General features: G+C 61.3%; 14 protein-coding genes and 1 pseudogene. 9 read left to right on the forward strand and 6 right to left on the reverse strand.

Going from position 1 to position 24,867, the window contains the following annotated elements; all coding sequences use genetic code 11:
- Nucleotides 1-20 precede the first annotated feature (20 nt).
- Together KVH01_RS09790 and KVH01_RS09795 are read left to right on the forward strand one after the other, a co-directional pair.
- Nucleotides 21-251, forward strand: coding sequence for a hypothetical protein (locus KVH01_RS09790; RefSeq protein ID WP_003187970.1), 231 nt, complete (start codon nucleotides 21-23; stop codon nucleotides 249-251).
- Nucleotides 248-541, forward strand: coding sequence for a cell division protein ZapA (locus KVH01_RS09795; RefSeq protein WP_043047201.1), 294 nt, complete (start codon nucleotides 248-250; stop codon nucleotides 539-541). The genes KVH01_RS09790 and KVH01_RS09795 overlap by 4 nt, the downstream gene beginning before the upstream one ends.
- Here the strand turns inward: KVH01_RS09795 and KVH01_RS09800 are convergent.
- A complete protein-coding gene (locus KVH01_RS09800) occupies nucleotides 538-2,340 on the reverse strand; it encodes an acyl-CoA dehydrogenase (protein WP_217881292.1) in 1,803 nt (600 codons plus the stop codon). The two genes, KVH01_RS09795 and KVH01_RS09800, sit on opposite strands and share 4 nt — an antisense overlap.
- A 207-nt stretch (nucleotides 2,341-2,547) precedes the next feature.
- Complete coding sequence (gene putA / locus KVH01_RS09805; RefSeq protein ID WP_217881293.1) at nucleotides 2,548-6,501, reverse strand: trifunctional transcriptional regulator/proline dehydrogenase/L-glutamate gamma-semialdehyde dehydrogenase; 3,954 nt, start codon at nucleotides 6,499-6,501, stop codon at nucleotides 2,548-2,550.
- Nucleotides 6,502-6,961: 460 nt separating this feature from the next.
- Here putA and putP point away from each other — a divergent pair, with 460 nt between their 5' ends.
- From putP to KVH01_RS29785, 5 genes and pseudogenes are all read left to right on the forward strand, one after another.
- Entirely contained in the window at nucleotides 6,962-8,446 is a 1,485-nt protein-coding gene (gene putP / locus KVH01_RS09810) for a sodium/proline symporter PutP (RefSeq protein ID WP_043050728.1), read from the forward strand.
- A 197-nt stretch (nucleotides 8,447-8,643) separates the two neighbouring features.
- Nucleotides 8,644-10,665, forward strand: a complete 2,022-nt coding sequence (locus KVH01_RS09815; protein WP_217881294.1) for a type VI secretion system Vgr family protein — start codon at nucleotides 8,644-8,646, stop codon at nucleotides 10,663-10,665.
- Entirely contained in the window at nucleotides 10,665-11,390 is a 726-nt protein-coding gene (locus tag KVH01_RS09820) for a DUF4123 domain-containing protein (RefSeq protein ID WP_217881295.1), read from the forward strand. Before KVH01_RS09815 ends, KVH01_RS09820 begins: the two co-directional genes overlap by 1 nt.
- A 97-nt stretch (nucleotides 11,391-11,487) precedes the next feature.
- Nucleotides 11,488-12,324, forward strand: coding sequence for a 23S rRNA (adenine(2030)-N(6))-methyltransferase RlmJ (locus KVH01_RS09825; RefSeq protein ID WP_217881296.1), 837 nt, complete (start codon nucleotides 11,488-11,490; stop codon nucleotides 12,322-12,324).
- Between the two features lie 18 nt (nucleotides 12,325-12,342).
- Nucleotides 12,343-12,450, forward strand: a pseudogene (locus tag KVH01_RS29785) (outer membrane lipoprotein carrier protein LolA); the annotation flags it as partial.
- Here KVH01_RS29785 and msrA read toward each other — a convergent pair.
- From msrA to aceE, 4 genes are all read right to left on the reverse strand, one after another.
- Nucleotides 12,440-13,087 (reverse strand): peptide-methionine (S)-S-oxide reductase MsrA, encoded by a 648-nt coding sequence (gene msrA, locus KVH01_RS09830; RefSeq protein WP_043050732.1) that lies wholly within the window; start codon nucleotides 13,085-13,087, stop codon nucleotides 12,440-12,442. The pseudogene KVH01_RS29785 and the gene msrA sit on opposite strands and share 11 nt — an antisense overlap.
- 72 nt (nucleotides 13,088-13,159) lie before the next feature.
- On the reverse strand, nucleotides 13,160-15,853 hold the full coding sequence (locus KVH01_RS09835; protein ID WP_217881297.1) for a putative bifunctional diguanylate cyclase/phosphodiesterase: 2,694 nt from the start codon (nucleotides 15,851-15,853) through the stop codon (nucleotides 13,160-13,162).
- A 304-nt stretch (nucleotides 15,854-16,157) separates the two neighbouring features.
- A complete protein-coding gene (gene aceF / locus KVH01_RS09840; RefSeq protein ID WP_043050734.1) occupies nucleotides 16,158-17,798 on the reverse strand; it encodes a dihydrolipoyllysine-residue acetyltransferase in 1,641 nt (546 codons plus the stop codon).
- An 11-nt stretch (nucleotides 17,799-17,809) separates the two neighbouring features.
- Complete coding sequence (gene aceE, locus KVH01_RS09845; protein ID WP_043050735.1) at nucleotides 17,810-20,455, reverse strand: pyruvate dehydrogenase (acetyl-transferring), homodimeric type; 2,646 nt, start codon at nucleotides 20,453-20,455, stop codon at nucleotides 17,810-17,812.
- 383 nt (nucleotides 20,456-20,838) lie between these two features.
- On the opposite strand from aceE, the gene glnE reads away from it, so the two are divergent.
- Both glnE and waaF read left to right on the forward strand, forming a co-directional pair.
- Nucleotides 20,839-23,778: a bifunctional [glutamate--ammonia ligase]-adenylyl-L-tyrosine phosphorylase/[glutamate--ammonia-ligase] adenylyltransferase gene (gene glnE / locus KVH01_RS09850; protein ID WP_217881298.1), complete on the forward strand. Its 2,940-nt coding sequence runs from the start codon at nucleotides 20,839-20,841 to the stop codon at nucleotides 23,776-23,778.
- Between the two features lie 54 nt (nucleotides 23,779-23,832).
- Nucleotides 23,833-24,867 carry a lipopolysaccharide heptosyltransferase II gene (waaF, locus tag KVH01_RS09855; RefSeq protein WP_043050737.1) on the forward strand — a complete coding sequence of 345 codons (1,035 nt, stop codon included), beginning with the start codon at nucleotides 23,833-23,835 and terminating at the stop codon, nucleotides 24,865-24,867.

The following is a 24,867-nucleotide window of genomic DNA, read 5'->3' on the forward strand; positions in this document are numbered from 1 at the left end:
TAAATGCCCGAGAAATCAAAATGTTAGAAGCATCCCTCAGTCAATTGGAACAACTGGTCAGCGACCTCGTACAACAGAATCAAGAGTTGCTGGGCAGCAACGAATCCCTCAAGGCCGAACTGGCCCGTGCCAAGGATGAAAACGACAGCCTGCAACTGAACCTGATGGAGCAGGAAGAAAAGCACGGCGCCACCGCCGCTCGCATCCAGGCACTGGTTGAGCGTGTGAGCGCAGGGCCTGTCAGCGCATGAATGAGGGGATAAAGGTCGTTTCGATTCTCGGTGAGGATTACTCGATCAAGGCACCGGCCGGCGAAGATCAGACCCTGATGCATGCCGTGACCATGCTCAAGGCTTCCCTGGCGGTTACCAAGAAAAAGTACCCGACCCTGATCGGTGACAAATTATTGGTATTGGCCGCGCTGAACCTGTGTGCCGAGCAGATCGAAATGCAGCAGGCGCACCAGCAGGAACTCGACCGTTACCAAGAGCAAGTCAGCGCCACGGTCGATGTGATTTCCAAGGTGATCGGGCAGCCCTAGAACCAGTCGTCTTGCATTCCCAGGCACGTATCGTCGCGTGCCTCCAGAATCGCCAGTTCATGATGGCAGCCTGGTACTTCCCAAGTCAGGAAGTACCGGGCGGCCTGGAGCTTGCCCTTATAGAAGGCTGCATCGGCCGCATTGCCTTTGGCCAGCCCTTCTTCGGCGCGGATCGCCTGTTCCAGCCAGCGCCAGCCGATCACCGTATGCCCGAACACCTTCAAGTACAGTGCCGAGTTCGCCAGGCTGCTGGTGACCTTGCCCTGGGCGAGATCGGTCAGCAGGCCAATGGTGACGCTTTGCAGTCGATTAACCAGTTGCTCCAATGGCTCCCGTAGTGCAGTAAGTGACGGGTACTGCTGCGCCCGTGTACCGGTCTCGGCGATCAAGCGGATCAATTGTTTCAAACCGGCTCCACCGTTCTGGGCCAATTTGCGCCCGAGCAAGTCCAGGGACTGGATACCGTGGGTGCCTTCGTGGATCGGGTTCAAGCGGTTGTCGCGGTAGTACTGCTCCACCGGGTATTCGCGGGTGTAACCGTGCCCGCCAAGGATCTGGATCGCCAGTTCGTTGGCCTTGAGGCAAAACTCCGACGGCCAGGATTTGACGATAGGCGTGAGCAGGTCGAGCAGTTCGTGGGCTTGCTTGCGCTCGGCGTCGGCGGGCAGGGTGGTGGTGTCGTCGAACAGTCGCGCCGCGTACAGGCCGAGGTCAAAGGCGCCTTCCACATAGGCTTTCTGGGTCAGCAGCATGCGCTTGATGTCGGCATGCTGGATGATCGACACCGGTGCGGTGCCCGGGTCCTTGCTGTCCGGCAGGCGGCCCTGGGGGCGTTCGCGAGCATAGTCCAGGGAGTACAGGTAGCCGGCGTAACCGAGCATCACTGCGCCCATGCCCACGCCGATGCGCGCCTCGTTCATCATCTGGAACATATAGCTCAGGCCCTGGTGCGGCTTGCCCACCAGATAGCCAACACAGTTGCCGTGATCACCGAAGTTAAGCGCGGTGGACGTGGTGCCCCGCCAGCCCATCTTGTGGAACAGCCCGGCCAGCAGCACATCGTTGCGAGCGCCCAGGCTGCCGTCATCGTTGACCAGGAACTTAGGCACGATAAACAGCGAAATACCTTTCACGCCAGCAGGGGCGTCGGGCAGCTTGGCCAACACCATATGCACGATGTTTTCCGACAGCGAGTGGTCGCCGCCGGAAATGAAGATCTTGTTGCCCTTGAGCCGATAACTGCCGTCAGCCGCAGGTTCAGCGCGGGTACGAATATCCGACAGGGATGAACCAGCATGGGGCTCGGTCAGGGCCATGGTGCCGAAGAAACGCCCGTCGATCATCGGTTGCAGGAAGCGTTGTTTCTGCTCTTCGGTGCCGAAGCTTTCGATCAGGTTGGCGGCGCCCATGGTCAGGAATGGGTAGGAGGTCGATGCGGCGTTGGCCGATTGGAAGTGGGCGAAGCACGCCTGGGACAACAGTGTCGGCAGTTGCATGCCACCGGCTTCGAAACTGCGTGCGGCGTTGAGGAAACCGGCTTCCAGGAAGGCATCTACGGCGGGTTTGACCTCCGGAATCAGGATGGCCTGGCCGTCTTCATAGCGCGGTTCGTTTTCATCGTTCTTGCGGTTGTGGGGGGCGAAGTGCTTTTCGGCGATGTTGCGCGCGGTGCTGATGGCTGCATCGAAGGTTTCGCGATTGTGCTCGGCAAACCGCTCGCGCTGGGTCAGGCCCTCGGCATCGAGGACTTCATACAGCTCGAAAGCCAGATTGCGGGAACTGAGCAGCGACTCGGACATGGCGGCTTACCTTTGGAGGAATTGGCCTGAGTCTAAGCGCGTGAATATAGGCTGGATAGCAAGATTGATCTGGGTGATGGAAGGGCAAAACGCAGGCAGGTAATTGAAGTGCAGTCAATGTGGGGGCTTGCTCCCGATAGCGGTGTGTCAGTGTCCAATGTGCTGACTGACACTCCGCTATCGGGAGCAAGCCCCCTCCCACAGTGTTTAACCGATAGTCATCAGGCTGGCGTTACCGCCTGCCGCTGCGGTGTTGACGCTCAACGCCCGCTCGATCACCAAACGCTCCAAGGCGATGGCCGTCTCACCCTGAGACATACCATGCACCCCAACAATCGCCCCACCACGCTGCGCCACTTGCTGGCATACCGCACGCAATTGGTCGGAATCGCCGTGGTGCAGAACGGCGTCGAACACCACGTCGTCCTTGGTCCAGTCGGCCACGCGCTTGATCTTCGCCTGAATATCCTTCGGCAGGCGTGCGAACAACGCCTTGGTCAGCTCGGTTTCCGGCCATACCGCCGAACCGCCTACAGCCAACACCGCCGCCAGTTGAGTGAGCAAGTCGCCTTCCACTTCAGCCAGGCACAGCACGTGCTCGCGCGGCAGGATGGCATAGCTGTTGCGCTCGCCTGTCGGGCCGGCCAGTTGGCGGGTGATACCGCTCTGGGACTGTGCGGCGAACTGAGTGCACAGCGCGCTCAGCTCACTGAACTTGTTGCTGTCGGCCCAGGTTTTCAGGGAGGTCAGCGCTTGGCTCATGGCATCGCGCAGGCGCACATCGGGTGCAGCCAACTTGTCGCCGCGTACGAAGGATTGCTCGATCGCATCGGTAGGACGAGTCGACAGCAGGCGGTACAGGTACAGCGGGCCACCGGCTTTCGGGCCAGTGCCCGACAGGCCTTCACCACCGAACGGCTGCACGCCGACCACGGCACCCACAATGTTGCGGTTGACGTAAACGTTACCGGCATTGACGTTGTCGATCACCTTGGCGATGGTTTCGTCGATGCGGGTGTGCACGCCCAGGGTCAGGCCGTAGCCCGACGCGTTGATCTGACCGATCAGCTGGTCGATCTCTTTGCGCTTGTAGCGCACCACGTGCAGCACCGGGCCGAAGATTTCCCGTTGCAGCTCGTCGAAGCTTTCCAGCTCGATCAGGGTGGGCGTGACGAAGGTGCCGCGCTTGATCTCTTCGCCGTCGGCAATCGCCACCTGGTACACGGTGCGGCCTTTGTCACGCATGGCCTGGATGTGTTTCTCGATGCCGGCCTTGGCTTCGGCGTCGATCACCGGGCCGATGTCCACCGACAGGCGCTCAGGGTTGCCCAGGCGGCATTCAGCCATGGCGCCCTTGAGCATTTCGATCACGCGGTCTGCCGAATCTTCCTGCAGGCACAACACGCGCAGGGCCGAGCAACGTTGGCCGGCGCTGTCGAAAGCCGAGGACACCACGTCGATCACCACCTGTTCAGTGAGTGCCGACGAGTCAACGATCATTGCGTTCTGGCCACCGGTTTCGGCGATCAGCGGGATAGGGCGACCCTGGGCGTCCAGGCGCCCGGCGACATTGCGTTGCAGCAAGCGCGCAACCTCGGTGGAACCGGTGAACATCACGCCTTTGACGCGATCATCACCCACCAGGCGGGCACCGACGCTTTCGCCCTGGCCCGGCAGCAGTTGCAGCACGCCTTCCGGAATACCGGCTTCGAGCAGGATGCGCACGGCTTGGGCGGCAACCAGCGGGGTTTGTTCGGCGGGCTTGGCCAAGACCGGGTTACCGGCGGCCAATGCTGCGGCAACCTGGCCGCTGAAGATCGCCAGCGGGAAGTTCCACGGGCTGATGCATACCACCGGGCCCAGTGGGCGATGGGCATCATTGGTGAAATCGTTGCGCGCCTGCACCGCGTAGTAACGCAGGAAGTCCACGGCTTCACGCACTTCGGCGATGGCATTGGCGAAGGTTTTGCCGGCTTCACGGGCCAGCAGGCCCATCAGCGGCTGGATCTCGCCTTCCATCAGGTCGGCGGCACGCTCCAGGATCGCGGCGCGTTCGGCGGGCGGGGTGGCCTGCCAGATCGGCGCGGCGCTGATGGCGCACTGGATCGCGTTGTCGACGTCTTCGACGGTGGCTTCCTGTACATGGCCGACCACATCACGCAGGTCGGAGGGGTTCAGCACTGGCTGTGCCGCTTCCTGGCTGGAGGCGCAACCGAGCATCGGCACGGCTTTCCAGTTGTTGTGCGCGGTCGCCAGCAGGGCGCAGGACAGCGACGCCAGGCGGTGTTCGTTGGCCAAATCGATACCGGCCGAGTTGGCGCGGTCGCTGCCATACAGGTCACGCGGCAGCGGGATACGCGGGTGCGGCAAGCCGAAGCCGCCTTCCAGCGTCGCCATCTGCTCGATGCTGGCCACTGGATCGGCCACCAGCTCCTGGATCGAGATGGATTGGTCAGCGATACGGTTGACGAACGAGGTATTGGCGCCATTTTCCAGCAGGCGGCGTACCAGGTAGGCCAGCAGCGTTTCGTGGGTGCCGACCGGTGCGTACACACGGCACGGACGGTTCAGCTTGCCTTCGGAGATCTTGCCTACCACTTGCTCGTACAACGGTTCACCCATGCCGTGCAGGCATTGGAACTCGTACTGGCCGGGGTAATAGTTCTGGCCGGCGATATGGTAGATGGCCGACAGGGTGTGGGCGTTGTGCGTGGCGAACTGCGGGTAGATGGCTTCCGGCACCGACAGCAGTTTGCGTGCACAGGCAATGTAGGAAACGTCGGTGTAAACCTTGCGGGTGTACACCGGGTAGCCTTCCAGGCCCTCGACCTGGGCGCGCTTGATTTCGCTGTCCCAGTACGCGCCTTTTACCAGGCGGATCATCAGGCGATGGCGGCTGCGGCGGGCCAGGTCGATGACGTAGTCGATCACATACGGGCAACGCTTCTGGTAAGCCTGGATCACAAAACCGATGCCGTTCCAGCCGGTCAGTTGCGGCTCGAAGCACAGGCGCTCGAGCAGGTCCAGGGACAGCTCCAGGCGGTCGGCTTCTTCGGCGTCGATGTTCAGGCCGATGTCGTATTGCTTGGCCAGCAGGGTCAGCGACAGCAGGCGTGGGTACAGCTCGTCCATCACACGCTCGTACTGTGCACGGCTGTAGCGCGGGTGCAGGGCGGAAAGCTTGATGGAGATGCCCGGGCCCTCATAGATCCCACGGCCATGGGAGGCTTTGCCGATGGAGTGAATGGCTTGTTCATACGAGGCCAGGTACTTCTGGGCATCGTGTTCGGTGAGCGCGGCTTCACCGAGCATGTCGTAGGAGTAACGGAAGCCTTTGGCTTCGAACTTGCTCGCGTTGGCCAGGGCTTCGGCGATGGTTTCGCCGGTGACGAACTGCTCGCCCATCAGGCGCATGGCCATGTCGACGCCCTTGCGGATCATCGGCTCGCCGCTTTTGCCGATGATGCGGCTCAGGGACGAGGTCAAGCCTGCCTCGTTATGGGTGGCGACCAATTTGCCGGTCAGCAGCAGGCCCCAGGTAGCGGCGTTGACGAACAGCGACGGGCTGTTGCCCAAATGTGGGTGCCAGTTGCCGGTGCTGATCTTGTCGCGGATCAGCGCGTCACGGGTGCCTTTGTCCGGGATGCGCAACAACGCTTCGGCCAGGCACATCAGCGCCACGCCTTCCTGGGACGACAGGGAAAATTCCTGCAGCAGGCCCTGGACGATACCGGCGCGGCCACCGGCGCTCTTCTGATTGCGCAGTTTTTCGGCAATCGAGGCGGCCAGCTTGTTGGTGGCTTCGGCCATTTCGACCGGCAGGCGCGCCTGCTCGATCAGCATCGGCACCACTTCCGGCTCCGGGCGGCGGTATGCGGCGGTGATCGAGGCGCGCAGTACGGATTGCGGCAGGATGCTTTCGGCGAACTCCAGGAAGCACTGGTGGGCGTGATCGGCCTGGATTTCACCTGCGTCTTCAGCGTCCTTGAGGCCCGAGCCATTGAGCTCGGACAGGGTTGCACCACCCTCGAGTTTCTCCAGGTAATTGAAAATCGCCTGCTTGATCAACCAGTGCGGCGTGCGATCAATGGAGGTCGCGGCGGCCTTAAGGCGTTCGCGGGTCGGGTCGTCGAGTTTGACCCCAAGGGTGGTCGTTGCCATCTTTTTATCCTCATGGGTGCCACTACCGAGTGGCATCTGCTGGCGGCAAGATTAGCTTTGCCCATGCGCAGGTGCAACCGGGTGCAACCCTTTTGTTCAGGAAATTTTCGACGGTTGATCGGAAAAAAATGAGGCAACGGCGGAATCGGCTTTGTCTTGGTGCTTTTGCTTCTGAGATCGGCTGTTCTTGCTCCGAAAAGGAGCAAAAACAGGGCGTTTGTCCAGAAACACACTTGGGTGCAACTTATTCGAAAGAAACTGGTTGCACCTTATTTGCTTTGTTGAATAGCATTCGCGCACCAAGGTGCAACCATCTCTAGGGGTGGTTCATCGGCTGGCGGCTTTCCTGGGGAAACGCCAGTCATAAATGCGCGGCACGCAGGCTCGTCTATCCGGTTACTGACCGATGGTCGTCCGACTGACCGTCGCTACATAAAAACAAAGCCAGGGCGTCACTCCTATGAGCGTTAGCAATCCAACCCTGATCACGTTCGTGATCTACATCGCAGCAATGGTGCTGATCGGCCTGATGGCCTATCGCTCCACCAACAACCTTTCCGATTACATCCTCGGCGGTCGCAGCCTCGGTAGCGTGGTGACAGCCTTGTCAGCCGGTGCTTCCGACATGAGCGGCTGGTTGTTGATGGGCTTGCCGGGCGCGATCTACATGTCCGGTCTGTCGGAAAGCTGGATTGCCATCGGCCTGATCGTCGGTGCCTACCTCAACTGGTTGTTCGTGGCCGGCCGCCTGCGGGTGCAGACCGAACACAACGGCGACGCGCTGACCCTGCCGGATTACTTCTCCAGCCGCTTCGAAGATAAAAGCGGCCTGCTGCGGATCATCTCCGCCGTGGTGATCCTGGTGTTCTTCACCATCTACTGCGCTTCCGGCATCGTCGCCGGTGCCCGCCTGTTCGAAAGCACCTTCGGCATGTCCTATGAGACTGCGCTGTGGGCCGGTGCTGCGGCGACCATTGCCTACACCTTTATCGGTGGTTTCCTGGCGGTCAGCTGGACCGACACCGTACAAGCCACGCTGATGATTTTTGCGCTGATCCTGACGCCAATCATCGTGCTGCTGGCAACTGGCGGTGTCGACACCACCTTCCTGGCCATCGAAGCCAAGGACCCGACCAACTTCGACATGCTGAAAAACACCACCTTCATCGGCATCATCTCGCTGATGGGCTGGGGCCTGGGTTACTTCGGCCAGCCGCACATTCTCGCGCGTTTCATGGCGGCGGATTCGGTGAAGTCGATCGCCAAGGCGCGTCGCATCTCCATGACCTGGATGATCCTGTGCCTGGGCGGCACCGTGGCAGTGGGTTTCTTCGGTATCGCCTACTTCTCGGCGCATCCGGAAGTGGCAGGCCCGGTAACTGAAAACCCTGAGCGAGTGTTTATCGAGCTGGCCAAGATCCTGTTCAACCCATGGGTTGCCGGTGTCCTGCTGTCGGCCATCCTCGCGGCTGTCATGAGCACTCTGAGCTGCCAGTTGCTGGTGTGCTCCAGCGCCCTGACCGAAGACTTCTACAAGGCGTTCCTGCGTAAAGGCGCCTCCCAGCTTGAGCTGGTATGGGTCGGTCGCATCATGGTGCTGGTGGTGGCCTTGATCGCCATCGCCATGGCCGCCAACCCGGAAAACCGCGTACTGGGCCTGGTCAGCTACGCCTGGGCCGGCTTCGGCGCGGCGTTCGGCCCGGTGGTGCTGATCTCGGTTATCTGGAAACACATGACCCGTAACGGCGCACTGGCGGGCATCCTCGTCGGCGCGATTACCGTGATCGTGTGGAAGCACTTCGAGCTGCTGGGCCTGTACGAAATCATCCCAGGCTTCATCTTCGCCAGCCTGGCGATCTACTTCGTGAGCAAAATGGGCGCACCGACTGCGGGTATGGTCGAGCGCTTTGATGCTGCGGAGAAAGACTACAACCTCAACAAGTAATTCCTTGGGCGTTTAACGCCTGTTGAGCGAGTGAAAAAGGCCCGCGTCCCGAGGATGCCGGGCCTTTTTTTGTGCGAGCCCTCGGCTGCTGCTGAATGAAGCCAAGGGTAGGACCTTACTGATTTGCCTGCGATGAGTCCTGGCTGGCGACAAGCTGGTGCAGAATCGGCCGCCCACCCTTCGCAGAGAAACACCGGATGTTCGCTCCTGCCAATCAAAGTGCATTTACCCTGGCCCTTGAGGGTGTGCCCAGCGACTTAAAGGTGTTCAAGTTCAGCGGCACGGAGGCCATCAGCCAGCCGTACCGGTTTGAGCTTGAGCTGGTCAGCGAGCAACCGGATCTTGACTTGGAGGGCTTGCTGCATCGCCAGGCGTACTTGGGGTTCAATGAGCAGGGCCATGGTGTTCACGGCTTGGTTTATCGGGTCGCCCAGGGCGATTCCGGACGACGCCTGACGCGTTACCAGCTCAGCCTGGTGCCCCACTTGGCGTACCTGGCGCACAGCGGCCAGCAACGTATTTTTCAACATAAGACGGTGCCGCAGATTGTTGCGCAGGTGTTGATTGGGCAAGGTATTCAAAGTGATCGCTTCGAGTTCCGGCTCAGCGGCCATTACCCTGAACGCGAGTTCTGCGTGCAGTTCGGTGAGACTGACCTGGCGTTCATCCAGCGCCTGTGTGCCGAACTGGGCATTCACTATCACTTCCAACATGCTTGCGAAGGGCACCTGCTGGTGTTTGGCGATGACCAGACCGTGTTTGCCCAGGCGCAACAGCCCACACCTTACCGACCCGGCTCGGGAATGGTTGCCGATACCCCCGCGATCAAGCGCTTTACGCTGCAGTTGGCAACCCGTACCACGGCGGTCAATCTGCGCGATTATGATTTTCGCAAACCACGTCTTGAGCTGGAAAGCACGGCCGGCGACGAACAGCCCCCAACGCTTGAAATGCAGCAGTTCCCCGGCCATTTTTCCGACCGGGCCCATGGGAAGTATCTCGCCCAGCGTGGCTTGGAGCGGCACCGTAGTGACTATCGGGTTGCCTATGGCCAAGGTGACGAGCCGGCCTTGGCCAGCGGTCGGTTTCTGCAACTGCGGGACCACCCGTGCGAGGGCTGGAACGACTTGTGGCTGGTCACGCAAGTGACCCACGAAGGCAAGCAGCCCCAGGTACTGGAGGAAGCGGTCACCGAGGTGGCTGGGGGAGAATTTCGCCAGGGGTATCGCAATACATTTGCCGCCGCACCCTGGGATGCAGTCTTTCGCCCGCCCTTGGCTGAGCAGCCGCGCCCGAGCGTACCGGGTTATCAAAGCGCCGTGGTCACTGGCCCGGTGGGCAGTGAAATCCATTGCGATGAATACGGTCGGGTCAAGGTGCAACTGGCCTGGGACCGCGTAGGTGAGCACGACGAGCATTCCAGTTGCTGGTTGCGGGTCGCCAGCGGCTGGGCCCATGACCGCTATGGTGCGGTGCTGATCCCCAGGGTCGGCATGGAAGTGCTGGTGGGCTTCGTCAATGGCGACCTGGATATGCCACTGGTGGTGGGCTGTTTGCCAAATGCTGCCACGCCGATGCCTCTCGACCTACCGGCGGACAAAACCCGTAGCATATGGCGTAGCCAGAGCAGCCCGGGGGGTGAAGGCTACAACGAATTACGTATCGAAGACCGCAAGGGCGCCGAGGAGATCTACCTGCGCGCCCAGCGCGACTGGACCCAGCATGTGCTGAATGACCAGCAGGTACGGGTCGATAACCAGCGTCGTGTGCGGGTGGGCGGTGAGTCGTGCCATGAGTTGCAGGGCGAAGAGCAGCGCATCACCCATGGCAATCGCCTGACTGAACTCAAGCAGGATGATCATCTGGTGGTCGGTGGTTCTCAGCATATGCGTGCCGGGCAGACCATTCAGCTGGGGGCTGGGCAAAGCATCGTCATTGACGCGGGTGCCAGCATGACCATTCAAGCAGGAGGGCAGTCGATCACGCTGTCGGCTGCCGGGATTTTCAGCAGTGCGCCGATTCAGCTCGGCGGGTCGCCTGCCCCAGCGGTGGCGCCATTGGTGCCTGGGTTGAAGGAGACGTTGCTGGCAGTTATTCCGGTACCGTTAAGCCGCGTGCAAGTGGCCAGCCTGAAACGCAGCGCGCCGTTTTGCGAAGAGTGTGAACGCTGCAAGAACGGGCAATGCGATATCAGCGCTCATGCACGGAGTTTGCCCTGATGGCAGCGCCTTTGACGCCCAGCGCCTGGCTGGCGAAGTACCCACTGCAACCGGATGAACGGATGTACGCCGTGCTGGGCAGTGCCAGCGATGCCCAGCCGTTTGCCGCCTGGCAAGCCATTGCGGTCGGGAAGCCACCACAACCGGTCTGGGCGGGCACTGCCTACGCCGCTTGGAAGGATGTGATGCCTTACGTGGCTGTCGTCGAACCGGGCAGTGCCTTCCTCGATTGGGTCGTCGCCTCCCAGGCGTTGGATTGGGGCTGGCTGGCAGTCGCGTCCTGCCCGTTGGACGTTGTGATCGAGCATCTGAAGGGCTTGACCCAGGTGTACCTGCCCGAAAACCAGCCGGTATTTTTGCGCTTCTGGGACGGCGCGCAGTTTCTGCCGATCTTGCAGCACTTGGGTGACAAGGCCGGGTATGTGTTACCGGTGTTCCAGCGTTATCTGATCAACGGCCAGCCGCTGTCAGTGACGTCGCGCCCGGTCGCGCCGGCCAGGGCCAGCCCCTGGTGGCAAGTGCCGGCGCCATTACTGGCGCACCTGGCGCAGCAGTCACCGCAGGTACTGGTCGACAACCTGCTGCAATGGCTCCAGGAGCAGTGCCCTGACCTGTATACCGCGTTTACACCAGCCACCTTGCAGCACAAGGTCGCCTACTTCGCACGCGGGCCGGATATCAGCCCTGCTGCATTGGCGGATTACATCGCCGTGCAATTGAGTTGAGCGGACGGCTATAGCGTGTCATCCGTACCGCCCGCCTTGCGGCCCTGCACCTTTGCGCCGGTTGAAGGTAAACTTCGCCCCCTGCGCAGGAGCAACCATGAATTATCGTCACGCCTTTCACGCCGGCAACCACGCCGATGTCTTCAAACACCTGACCTTGACCCGACTCATCGCCCTGATGTCGCGCAAGGAGCAGCCGTTCGCCTACCTCGATACCCACGCCGGCATTGGCCTGTATGACCTGCAGGGCGACCAGGCTAACCGCACCGGTGAATACCTTGAAGGCATCGCCCGCCTGTGGGGTGCCAGCGACCTGCCGCCGCTCACCGCTGACTACATGCGCGTGCTGCACGAGATGAACCCGGACGGCCAGTTGCGCTACTACCCGGGCTCGCCGGAGCTGGCCCGACGCCTCACGCGGCCTCAGGACCGCGTGATGCTCAACGAAAAGCACCCGGAAGACGGCGTGCTGCTCAAGGACAATATGAAGGGTGATCGCCGCGTCAAAGTGCACCTGGGCGAAGGCTGGCACGTGCCACGGGCCTTGCTGCCGGTGCCGGAAAAACGCGCGCTGATGCTGATCGACCCGCCCTTTGAACAGCTCGATGAAATGCAGCGTTGCGCGGCGTCCCTCAAGGAAGCGGTTGGCCGTATGCGCCAGACGGTCGCGGCGATCTGGTACCCGGTGAAGGACCAGCGCATGTTGCGCCGCTTCTACCAGGACCTGGCCGGCACCGGTGCGCCGAAGTTGCTGCGTGTGGAGCTGCTGGTGCATCCCCTGGACACCCCCAGCACCCTGACCGGCTCGGGCCTAGCGATTGCCAACCCGCCGTGGGGCCTGGAAGAGGAGTTACGTGAGTTGCTGCCGTGGCTGTCCAAGAAGCTTGGCCAGACCCAGGGTGGGTGGCAGATGGATTGGCTCATCGCCGAATAATCAACTGTAGGAGCGAGCCTGCTCGCGAAAATCGTTAACGATAACGCGGGAAACCTGACGCCCTGCGGCGCTCTCAGGTTTTTCGCGAGCAAGCTCGCTCCTACAGAGATCGGCGTCAGATCGGGCAGGTCACGCCGGTGCCGCCGATCCCGCAGTAGCCCTGCGGGTTCTTCGCCAGGTACTGCTGGTGGTACGCTTCAGCGAAGTACACCGTCGGTGCTTCGTCGATTTCAGTGGTAATAGTACCCACGCCGGCTTTGGTCAATTCAGCTTGATAAGCCTCGGCACTGGCTTTGGCTGCCGCCAGCTGTTCAGGCGTGGTTGCATAGATCACCGAACGGTACTGGCTGCCAATGTCATTGCCTTGGCGCATGCCCTGGGTAGGGTTATGCAGTTCCCAGAACATCTTCAACAGGTCTTCATACTTGACCTTGGCCTGGTCATACACCACCAGCACCACTTCGCTGTGGCCGGTCAGGCCTGAGCAGACTTCTTCGTAGGTCGGGTTCGGCGTAAAGCCGCCGGCATAGCCGACCACCGTGCTGACCACGCCGTCGCGCTCCCAGAATTTACGTTCCGCGCCCCAGAAACACCCCAGGCCGAAGATCGCAAAGCCGACGTCATCAATGAACGGGCCCAGCAGCGGGTTGCCGTTGACGAAGTGGGTCTCTGGCAGCGCCATCGGGGTTTCACGGCCAGGCAGAGCTTGTTCTTGAGTAGGCAGCACGTTTTTGTTCACCAGAATTTCCGAGCGCAAGACCATGATCAGTCCTCTCGTCAGGTTGAGTAGCAGTAAATTGTCAGACAGCCAGTGTGCCCGAGTGTTACAGCGCTGTCAGGCGATTGGGCCACGTGGATAGCGTTTGAGCTTTTCCAGCAGCTCTGTACCGGGGATCGGCCGGTCGAACAGGTAGCCCTGGCCGACATCGCAGCGATGCCGGCGCAGGAACGCCAATTGCTCGGCAGTCTCGATGCCTTCAGCCACCACCTTGAGCTTGAGGTTGTGGGCCATGGCGATCACCGCCGAGGTGATTTCCATGTCGTCCTGGTTGTCCGGGATTTCGTGGATAAAGCTACGATCAATCTTAATGATGTCGATGGGGAATTTTTTCAAGTAGCTCAACGACGAGTAACCGGTGCCGAAGTCATCCATGGCCAGGGTCAGGCCGAAGCTCTTGAGCTGGTCCAGTTGCAGGCGCGTGTCTTCGGTGGCCTCCAGCAGTAAACCTTCGGTCAGCTCCAGCTCCAGCAGATTGGCCGGCAGTTGTTCTTCCTTGAGGATCGTGGCGATCGAGGCTACCAGGTCCGGGTCGGAAAACTGCTTGGGCGACAGATTGATCGCCACCTGCAGATTGCCCATGCCTGCGGCGCTCAACTGTCGACTCATGCGACAGGCCTGGCGGGCTATCCATTTGCCGATAGGGATGATCAGCCCAGTCTCTTCGGCCACGCTGATGAACTGGTCGGGGCGGATCATGCCCTTTTCCGGGTGATTCCAGCGCAGCAGCGCTTCCATGCCTAGCAAACGGCCGCTGCGCAGGCACAGCTTGGGCTGGTAGAACACGTCCAGTTCGTTCTGGGTCAGGGCGCGGCGCAGGTTGTTTTCCACGAACAGCTTGTAGCTGGCCTCGGCGTTCAAGGCTTCGGTAAATACCTGCACCTGGTGCTTGCCGTTGGCCTTGGCCTTGTGCAGGGCCAGCCCGGCGTTGCGCATCAGGGTCTGTAAGTCACGACCATGCAGTGGCGCGCAGGCCAGTCCTACGGAGCCGGTGACGCTGATCAGTTGGTTGTCGACGAACATCGGTTTGTCGAGGGTGGCCAGCAATTGGCAGGCGACCTGTTGTCCGGTCTCTAGGTCGGCGTCGTCCAACAGTACCGCAAACTCGTTACTGGCAAAGCGCGCCAGGCTGCCGCCGCTGCTCAAGCTGTTACGCAGGCGGCGGGCCAGGCTGATCAACAACTTGTCGCCGGTCTGGTGGCCGAGGCTGTCGTTGATGCGCTTGAAGTTGTCGATGTCCACCAGCAGCAGGCTGATCGGGCTGTCGCTGTCGCGGGCAAAGCGTTCGTCGAGGTTGCGGATAAACGCCGGTCGGTTGCCCAGGTTGGTCAGGTTGTCGGTGTAGGCCAGGCGTTCGATGCGCTGTTGCGCCAGCTTGGTCTGGGTGATGTCCTCGTAGATGCCGATGTAGTGGGTCAGCTCGCGGTTGTCGCCGTACACCTTAGAAATCGACAGCTGGCCCCAGTAGGGTTCCAGGTTCTTGCGCCGGCTTTTGAACTCACCCTGCCAGCTGTTGCTTTTGGCCAGGGCCGAGGGGGCGTCGAACAGCAATTCGCTGAGATTTTCCAGGGCCGGCAGTTGGGCCAGGCGATGGCCGTGGACTTCTTCGGCGCTGTACTGGGTGATCGCAGTGAAACTGGGGTTGACGTACTCCACCACGCCGTCGCAGTTGACCAGCAGAAAGGCGTTGGCGCTTTGTTCCACTGCACGCTGGAACAGATGCAGGGCGCTGGTGGCGGTGCGGCGGTTATGGTTGTTGATGACCTGGGCGAACTGGTCCGCCAACTCGCCGGCAAACGCGATCTCATCGGATTGCCACGCCCGTGAGCTGCCGCATTGTTCCAGGCACAGCACGCCGACCACCTGGCCGTCGACCCGAATGCTGGCGTCGAGCATTGCGTGAATATCTTTGGCACGCAGGCTTTCGGCCATTTCCCGGGTGCGCGGGTCGCGCAGGGCATGGGTGGCATCAATGGCGCGGCTGGAGTGCAGGGCTTCCAGGTAATCCGGGAAACCACTGGCGTCGATGGCGTCGGGCAGGCGGTACTGTTGGTCGGCGCGGTGGTACGCCGAGATCGGCACCAGGCGCTGACCCTCCAGGTTCCAGATGCTGGCGCAATCGATCTGGTAGATGTCGCAGGCGCTGCGGGTAATCAGCTCGGCGGCTTCGCGCAGCGAATTGGGCGTGGTGTAGCGCTGGCGCGCCAGCAGCAGGATCAACTCCTGCTGGGCGCGTACTCGCTCCAGGTGTTGCAGCTGTTCTTGCTGGGCGCGCTGGTTGAGTTCCAGGGCGATCTGCAGGCGGCTGTTCTGGTTTTCCAGGTCGGCGGTCGGGGCGGGCGCGGTGTTATCGCTGAACAGCCCGTCGACCACCATCAGGTAGCCGCGCAGCAGATGGCGGTTGTGTTGTTTGTAGGCCTCGCCCATTTCCAGCAGGCTCATCGGGCCGTCATGGGTGTGCAGGGTGTAGCGCACCAGGTAATGGGGGCTGTGGGTCAGCTGCTGCTGGATCGCGTCGTGCAGCTGATAGCGCGCCTGGGGCTCCATGAGGCTGGCGTAGGGCGTGCCGATCAGGGCACAGAGTTCCACCGCTGGCAGGCCGAATTGGCGCTCGCAATTGGGATCGAGGTACAGCAGGGCCCAGCTTGCCTCATTAAGCCGCTCGAAACGCAGCATACCGAGGCGCGAAGGCACCGGTAATTGCGTCACTACCTCGGTCGCCATACGGGCGACATCGGGTTGGCTTTTCATGGGGAAACTCGCTTGGGAAAATGCGCGTGGCGCCCGGCTCACGCCCTCTTTACTGTCGCCTGCGGCAAGGTTGCATCATGCGGCACGCACTGACAAGAGAGGATGAAGGCTAAGTGCTATAAGGCAGTTATCGGCCGCGCGAAGGATTTCTGCAATCGAAATGACAGAAGGTGTACAAACCTGTCCTGTGCGTACACCGAGCGCGCAAAAAAAAGCCCCGCCAAGCGGCGGGGTTGAGGTACGAGCGTGGCGCTCGGAAATCGGTGCGGCAAGGGCCTTCCCAGTAAAAGGAAGGCCCTGCGGCTTACAGCAGGATGGTGCGGATGTCGTTCAGCAACTGGCTCAGGCGCTGGGTGAAGCGTGCCGCCGCGGCGCCGTTGATCACACGGTGATCGTAGGACAGCGACAGTGGCAGCATCAGCTTCGGCTGGAACGCTTTGCCGTCCCACACAGGCTGAATGGTGGCCTTGGAAACACCCAAAATCGCCACTTCCGGCGCGTTGACGATTGGCGTGAAGCCAGTGCCGCCAATGTGACCGAGGCTGGAGATGGTGAAGCAGGCGCCCTGCATGTCGTCCGGGGTGAGCTTCTTGTCGCGGGCCTTGGCAGCCAGTGCAGCGGCTTCGCCAGCGAGTTGCAGCAGGCTCTTCTGGTCAACGTTCTTGATGACCGGCACCAGCAGGCCATCCGGGGTGTCGACCGCGAAACCGATGTGCACGTACTTCTTGCGGATGATCGCCTTGCCACTTGGCGCCAGCGAGGCGTTGAAGTCCGGCAGTTCCTTGAGCAGATGCGCGCACGCCTTGAGCAGCAGTGGCAGCACGGTCAGTTTAACGCCAGCCTTTTCGGCCACGGCTTTCTGCGCAACGCGGAAAGCTTCCAGGTCGGTGATGTCGGCCTGGTCGAACTGGGTCACGTGCGGGATGTTCAGCCAGCTCGCGTGCAGGCCGGCCGCGCCGATTTGCATCAGGCGGGTCATCGGCACTTCTTCGATTTCGCCGAAGCGGCTGAAGTCCACGGTACGGATCGGCGGAATGCCCGAACCACCGGTAGCGCCACCGGCAGCTGGCGCTTCCTTGGCTTTTTGCATCATGGCCTTGACGTAGACCTGCACGTCTTCCTTCAGCACGCGACCGTGAGGGCCAGTGGCCGACACAGCATTGAGCTCAACGCCGAACTCACGGGCCAGTTGACGCACCGCAGGGCCGGCATGCACCTTGGCACCGCTTGGCGCAGGTGCGGCAGCCGCAGGGGCTGGCGCAGCTTCGGCTTTTGCGGCAGGTGCAGGGGCAGCAGCGGCAGGTGCCGCTTCAGCCTTGGCAGCCGGAGCAGCAGCCGGTGCTGGTGCGGCGGCTGGCGCAGCACCTTGTACTTTCAGCTTGAGGATGAAGTCACCAGTGCCTACTTCGTCTTCCAGCTTGACCGCGATGCTTTCCACCACGCCGGCAGCCGGCGAAGGGATTTCCATGGAGGCCTTGTCGGACTCCAGGGTGATCAGCGACTGGTCAGCTTCGACGGTGTCGCCGACCTTGACCAGCAGCTCGATGATCTTGGCCTTGCCCGACGAACCGATGTCCGGGACGTGGATGTCCTGGACGGTGGCGGCGGCGGGTTCAGCAGCCGCAGCGGCAGGTGCTTCGGCTGGCTTTTCAGCGGGTGCTGGCGCAGCAGCGGCGGCAGGGGCCGCGGCCGCAGGGGCTGCATCAGCAGCACCTTCGATTTCCAGCTCCAGCAGTTCGTCACCTTCTTTCAGGCGGTCGCCCAGCTTCACTTTCAGGCTCTTGACCACGCCGGCCTTGGGAGCAGGGATTTCCATGCTCGCCTTGTCCGATTCCAGGGTCAGGATGCTCTGGTCGGCTTCGACGGTGTCGCCGACCTTCACAAACAGCTCGATTACTTCACCTTCACCGCTGCCGATGTCAGGTACGCGAATGAGTTCGCTCACAAAAAGTCTCCTCAGCAGTCCAGTGGGTTGCGTTTTTCCGGGTTGATCCCGAACTTGACGATGGCGTCAGCCACCACCTTGGGTTCGATCTCACCACGGTCAGCCAAGGCTTCCAGGGCTGCCAACACCACGAAGTGACGGTCGACTTCGAAGAAGTGACGCAGCTTCTTGCGGCTGTCACTGCGGCCGAAACCGTCGGTGCCCAGGACTTTGAATTCCTTGGACGGGACCCACTGGCGGATTTGTTCAGCAAACAGCTTCATGTAGTCGGTAGAGGCAATGACTGGACCCTTACGGCCGGCCAGGCACTCTTCGACGTAGCTCTTTGCAGGTTTCTGGCCAGGGTGCAGGCGGTTGCTGCGCTCTACGGCAAGGCCGTCGCGACGCAGTTCGTTGAAGCTGGTCACGCTCCACACATCGGCGCCGACGTTGAACTCGTCACGCAGGATCTTAGCCGCTTCACGCACTTCGCGCAGGATGGTGCCGGAGCCCATCAGTTGCACGTGGTGCGCCGCTTCCTTGGTGTCTTCTTCGAGCAGGTACATGCCCTTGATGATGCCTTCTTCCACGCCGGCCGGCATGGCAGGCTGCTGGTAGGACTCGTTCATCACGGTGATGTAGTAGAAAACGTCCTGCTGCTCTTCGGTCATCTTCTTCATGCCGTCCTGGATGATCACCGCCAGCTCGTAGCCGTAGGTTGGATCAAAGGTGCGGCAGTTCGGGATGGTGGCAGCCAGGATGTGGCTGTGACCGTCTTCGTGTTGCAGGCCTTCGCCGTTCAGCGTGGTGCGGCCGGCGGTACCGCCGATCAGGAAACCACGGGTACGGCTGTCGCCTGCTGCCCAGGCCAGGTCGCCGATACGCTGGAAGCCGAACATCGAGTAGAAGATGTAGAACGGCAGCATCGGCTGGTTGTGGCTGGAGTACGAAGTACCGGCAGCGATGAAGGAGCTCATGGCGCCCGCTTCGTTGATGCCTTCTTCGAGGATCTGGCCCTTCTTGTCTTCCTTGTAGAACATCACCTGGTCTTTATCGACTGGCTCGTAGAGCTGGCCGACGGAAGAGTAGATGCCCAACTGGCGGAACATGCCTTCCATGCCGAAGGTACGGGCTTCGTCCGGGATGATCGGGACGATGCGCGGGCCGATTTCCTTGTCCTTGACCAGTTGCGCAAGGATGCGCACGAAGGCCATGGTGGTGGAGATTTCACGGTCGCCCGAGCCGTCAAGGATGGCCTTGAGGGTGCTCAGGTCCGGTGTCGGTACGCTGAAGCTGTTGGCGCGGCGCTGTGGCACGAAACCGCCCAATGCGCTGCGACGCTCGCTCAGGTAGCGGGCTTCGGCGCTGTTTGGCTCAGGCTTGAAGAACGGCAGGTTCTCCAGCTCTTCGTCCTTGACCGGGATGTCGAAGCGGTCGCGGAACAACTTCAGGCTGTCGACATCGACTTTCTTGGTGTTGTGCGCGGTGTTCTTCGCTTCGCCGGCACCGGTGCCATAACCCTTGATGGTCTTGGCCAGGATGACGGTGGGCTGTTCCTTATGGTTGACCGCCTGGTGATACGCCGCGTAGACCTTGTACGGGTCGTGGCCACCACGGTTGAGCTTCCAGATCTCGTCGTCGGACAGGTCGGCAACCATCGCCTTGAGTTCAGGCGTGTTGAAGAAGTGCTCGCGAACGAACGCACCGTCTTTAGCCTTGTAGTTCTGGTATTCGCCGTCGATGACTTCGTCCATGCGACGTTGCAGGATGCCGTCGACGTCCTTGGCCAGCAGTGGGTCCCAGAAGCGGCCCCAGATGACCTTGGTCACGTTCCAGTGGGCGCCACGGAACACGCCTTCAAGTTCCTGGATGATCTTGCCGTTGCCGCGAACCGGGCCGTCGAGGCGCTGCAGGTTGCAGTTGATGACAAAAATCAGGTTGTCGAGCTTCTCGCGGCCGGCCAGGGAGATGGCACCCAGGGATTCCGGCTCGTCGCACTCGCCGTCACCCAGGAAGCACCAGACTTTCTGCTTGCCTTCGGGGATGAAGCCGCGGGCTTCCAGGTACTTCATGAAACGTGCCTGGTAGATCGCCTGGATCGGGCCCAGACCCATTGAAACGGTCGGGAACTGCCAGAAATCAGGCATCAGCCAAGGGTGCGGGTAGGACGACAGGCCCTGACCGTCGACTTCCTGGCGGAAGTTGTTCATTTGTTCTTCGCTGATGCGACCTTCCATGAACGCACGGGCGTAGACGCCTGGCGAGGTGTGGCCCTGGAAGTAGATCAGGTCGCCGCCGTGTTCGTCGGTCGGGGCCTGGAAGAAGTAGTTGAAGCCGATGTCATACAGGGTTGCGCTGGAAGCGAAGCTGGAGATGTGACCGCCCAGGTCAGAATCTTTCAAGTTCGTGCGCATTACCATCGCCATGGCGTTCCAACGTACCAGCGAGCGAATGCGGCGTTCCATGAACAGGTCGCCAGGCATGCGTGCTTCGTGGGTAACGGGGATGGTGTTGCGGTATGGCGTGGTGATGGCGTAAGGCAATTGCGAGCCGCTGCGGGTCGCGAGTTCGCCCATACGGGTCATCAGGTAGTGAGCACGGTCTTCGCCTTCTTTGTCGAGAACCGATTCCAGGGCGTCCAGCCATTCCTGGGTTTCGACGGGATCGAGGTCTTGCATGGCTTGCTCCAGGGCGGAAAGGCTACCAGAATCGGTTGCCTGAAGTTTGCGACTGGCCTTGTGGGCAGACGACATAAATTCTTGGATGGCCGAAGGTTGCTTCGGCGTCCTGTAGTTTTACTACAAATCGTCGGCCATTTCAGCCTTTCGAATGTATATACGAGTAGTAAAACTACACAAGACTGAGCGTATGGCTCGGTCTGGCTGGTGAGCATAATCGTTATTGTTGATCTTTTGCGAACAAGAAAAGGTGAAAGTTTAATGCTGTGTGCCAAGATTGATTTAATTTCAGCTATTTATAACCTTTGTTCGACAGTCCATCACCGAGGGTGGTTCTTGCGTTCACAGCCGCAGGCCATTTACGCGCCGATCAAGGATAGATCATGAGCCTTCCCACGCTGGCCGAGCTGCCGGCCATTCTCCTGCCTTACGCCAGCCGGGCCGAGCAGTCATTTCGTGACGCAGTGGCCGCGCTGGATGACGATCATGGCCTTTCTGCGTGGACGCCGCAACGGTGGGCCGACTTCGCCCGCGTGTGCGCAGCCAGTGATTTCGTCATTGAACAGAGTGTTCGTGACCCTTTGATGTTGCTCGAATTGGTGGCCTGGGGTGAGCTGGACCGCGGCTTTGCGCCCGGTGAGCTGTGCAGCCAGATTGCCGGAGCAGTGCAACAAGCCGAAACAGAAGATGAGTTGGGCCGGGTATTGCGCCGCCAGCGCACGCGCCAGCAAGTGCGCATCATCTGGCGCGACCTGACGCGTCAGGCCGACCTGGTGCAAACCTGTCGCGATCTCTCTGACATGGCCGACGCCAGCATCGACCAGGCCTACCAATGGTTGTACCAGCGCCATTGCGCCCAGTTCGGCACGCCCACCGGGCGACGCAGTGGTGAAGCCCAGCACATGGTTATCCTCGGCATGGGCAAACTCGGTGCGGTGGAATTGAACCTGTCCTCGGATATCGACCTGATCTTTGCCTACCCTGAAGGCGGAGAAACGGTGGGTGTGAAGCGCTCCCTGGATAATCAGGAGTTTTTCATCCGCCTTGGTCAGAAATTGATCAAGGCCCTCGACCCGATGACCGTCGACGGCTTCGTCTTCCGGGTCGACATGCGCCTGCGTCCCTACGGCTCGTCCGGCGCCTTGGTGCTCAGCTTCAACGCGCTGGAGCAGTACTATCAGGATCAGGGCCGGGACTGGGAACGCTACGCGATGATCAAGGCGCGGGTGGTGGCTGGCGATCAGGTGGCGGGCGCGCAGTTGCTGGATATGCTGCGGCCGTTCGTCTACCGCCGCTACCTGGATTTCTCCGCCATCGAAGCGCTGCGCACCATGAAGCAGTTGATTCAGCAGGAAGTGCGGCGCAAGGGCATGGCCGACAATATCAAGCTGGGTGCAGGCGGCATCCGCGAGGTGGAGTTTATCGCCCAGGCGTTCCAGTTGATCCACGGTGGCCGCGACCTCAGCCTGCAACAGCGTCCGTTGCTGAAAGTGCTGGGCACCCTGGAAGGCCAGGGTTACCTGCCGCCGGCGGTGATCACCGAGTTGCGCAATGGCTACGAATTCCTGCGCTATACCGAACACGCGATCCAGGCGATCGCCGATCGCCAGACGCAAATGCTTCCCGATAGCCCCGATGACCAGGCGCGTATCGCCTTTATGCTGGGTTTCAGGGATTGGGGCGCGTTCCACGAGCGCCTGATGTACTGGCGTGGTCGTGTGGACTGGCACTTCCGCCAAGTGATTGCCGACCCGGATGAAGAGGAAGGCGAAGAAAGCGAACTGGTCGTCGGTGGCGAGTGGTTGCCACTGTGGGAGGAATCCCAGGATGAAGACGCTGCGTGCCGCCAACTGGCCGAAGGCGGTTTCACCGACGCCCCTATGGCGCTCAAGGCCTTGGCTGGCCTGCGCGGTAGCCCGCAATTGCGTGCCATGCAGCGCTTGGGGCGTGAACGCTTGGACGCGTTTATCCCGCGCCTGCTGGCCCAGGCCGTCGAGCACGCCAACCCGGATCTGGTGCTTGAGCGTGTGTTGCCGCTGGTGGAAGCCGTCGCCCGGCGTTCGGCATATCTGGTGCTGCTCACGGAAAACCCCGACGCCCTGCGTCGCCTGCTGACCCTGTGCGCCGCCAGCCCGTGGATCGCCGAGCAGATCACCCGTTTCCCGTTGTTGCTGGATGAGTTGCTCAACGAAGGCCGCCTGTTCAAGCCGCCGCTGGCGCCGGAACTGGCCGCCGAGTTGCGCGAACGCCTTACGCGCATTCCCGAAGATGACCTTGAGCAGCAGATGGAAGCCCTGCGGCATTTCAAGCTGGCGCACCGCCTGCGGGTGGCCGCCTCGGAAATCGCCGGCAGCCTGCCGTTGATGAAAGTCAGCGACTATCTCACCTGGCTGGCCGAGGCGATTCTTGAGCAAGTGCTGGCCCTGGCCTGGCGCCAGACTGTCGCCCGCCACGGCGCGCCGCAGCGCCTGGACGGTACGCTGTGCGATCCTGGGTTCATCATTGTCGGGTATGGGAAAGTCGGCGGTATCGAACTGGGACATGGTTCGGACCTGGACCTGGTGTTTATCCACGATGGTGACCCCCAGGCCGAGACCGATGGCGCCAAGCCGATTGACGGCGCGCAGTTCTTTACGCGCCTGGGTCAGCGGATCATTCACCTGCTGACCACCCAGACCAACTCGGGCCAGCTCTATGAAGTGGACATGCGCCTGCGACCTTCCGGCGCATCCGGCCTGCTGGTGAGTTCCCTGGGCGCATTCGACCGCTATCAGCAAAATGAAGCCTGGACCTGGGAGCATCAGGCCCTGATACGCGCGCGGGTGCTGGTCGGCAGCCAGGATGTGGGCCAGGCATTCGAGCAGGTACGCGCTGAAGTGTTGGGGCGTGAGCGGGACTTGGCCAAGCTGCGCCAGGAGGTCAGTGAAATGCGTGCCAAGATGCGCGATAACCTCGGCACCCGGGCCACGACGGCCGGCAGGGGCGCCAATGCCTTCGAGGCTACGGCGGTGTTCGATCTCAAGCAGGACGCCGGAGGTATCGTCGATATTGAATTTATGGTGCAATACGCGGCTTTGGCGTGGTCTGCGCACCATCCGTCGTTGCTGCGCTACACCGATAATATCCGCATTCTGGAGGGCCTGGAGCAGGTCGGGCTGATGCCCGCCGCCGATGCCCATTTGCTGCGTGAGGTGTACAAGGCCTACCGCTCAGCCGCGCACCGCCAGGCTTTGCAGAACGAGGCCGGCACGGTCGCCGGAGACCAGTTCGCCGATGAGCGGCGACAGGTAATGCGAATCTGGCAGGCGCTGGGCTTGAGCTGAAACACTATTAGGGCGGGGAGGCATAAGCCTCCCCGCATCGTTTGTGGAAACTACATGAATATTCTGATCGTTGGGCCCAGTTGGGTCGGTGACATGGTGATGGCACAGACACTGTTCCAGTGCCTGCGGCAGCGCTATCCAGACTGCCAGATCGACGTGCTCGCCCCTGAGTGGAGCCGGCCGATCCTCGAGCGCATGCCCGAAGTGCGCAAGGCCTTGAGCTTTCCGCTCGGCCACGGCGCCCTGGAACTGGCGACCCGTCGGCGCATCGGCAAGTCCATGGCCGGCCAGTACGACCAGGCGATCCTGTTGCCCAACTCGCTCAAGTCGGCGCTGGTGCCGTATTTCGCCGGCATCCCCAAGCGCACCGGCTGGCGCGGCGAGTTTCGCTATGTGCTGCTCAATGACGTGCGCACGCTGGATAAAGCCCGCTACCCGCTGATGATTGAGCGTTTCATGGCCCTGGCCTACGAGCCTGGCGCGCAATTGCCCAAGCCGTACCCGCGCCCCAGCTTGCAGATCGACCCGGTGACCCGCGACGCGGCACTGGCCAAGTTCGGCCTCACCCTTGATCGGCCGGTATTGGCCTTGTGCCCAGGCGCCGAGTTTGGCGAGTCCAAGCGCTGGCCGTCGGAGCATTACGCCAAGGTTGCCGAGACCAAGATCCGCGAAGGCTGGCAGGTGTGGCTGTTCGGTTCGAAGAACGATCATTCGGTCGGTGAAGATATTCGCCAGCGCCTGATCCCGGGCCTGCGGGAGGAAGCGACGAACCTCAGTGGCGACACATCCCTGGCCGAGGCCATCGACTTGCTGTCCTGCGCTGACTCGGTGGTGTCCAACGACTCCGGCCTGATGCATGTCGCGGCAGCGCTGAACCGCCCGCTGGTGGCGGTGTACGGCTCTACCTCCCCAGGGTTTACCCCACCCCTGGCCGACAAGGTCGAAGTGGTGCGCCTGGGCCTGGATTGCAGCCCCTGCTTTGACCGTACCTGCCGTTTCGGCCACTACAATTGCCTGCGCCAATTATTGCCGCAGCCGGTAACCGATGCCTTGCAGCGGTTGCAGGGCGACGTGGTCGAGGTTCGCTGA

Origin of the sequence: Pseudomonas khavaziana, from assembly GCF_019145205.1 — a bacterium.
Taxonomy (GTDB): domain Bacteria; phylum Pseudomonadota; class Gammaproteobacteria; order Pseudomonadales; family Pseudomonadaceae; genus Aquipseudomonas; species Aquipseudomonas khavaziana.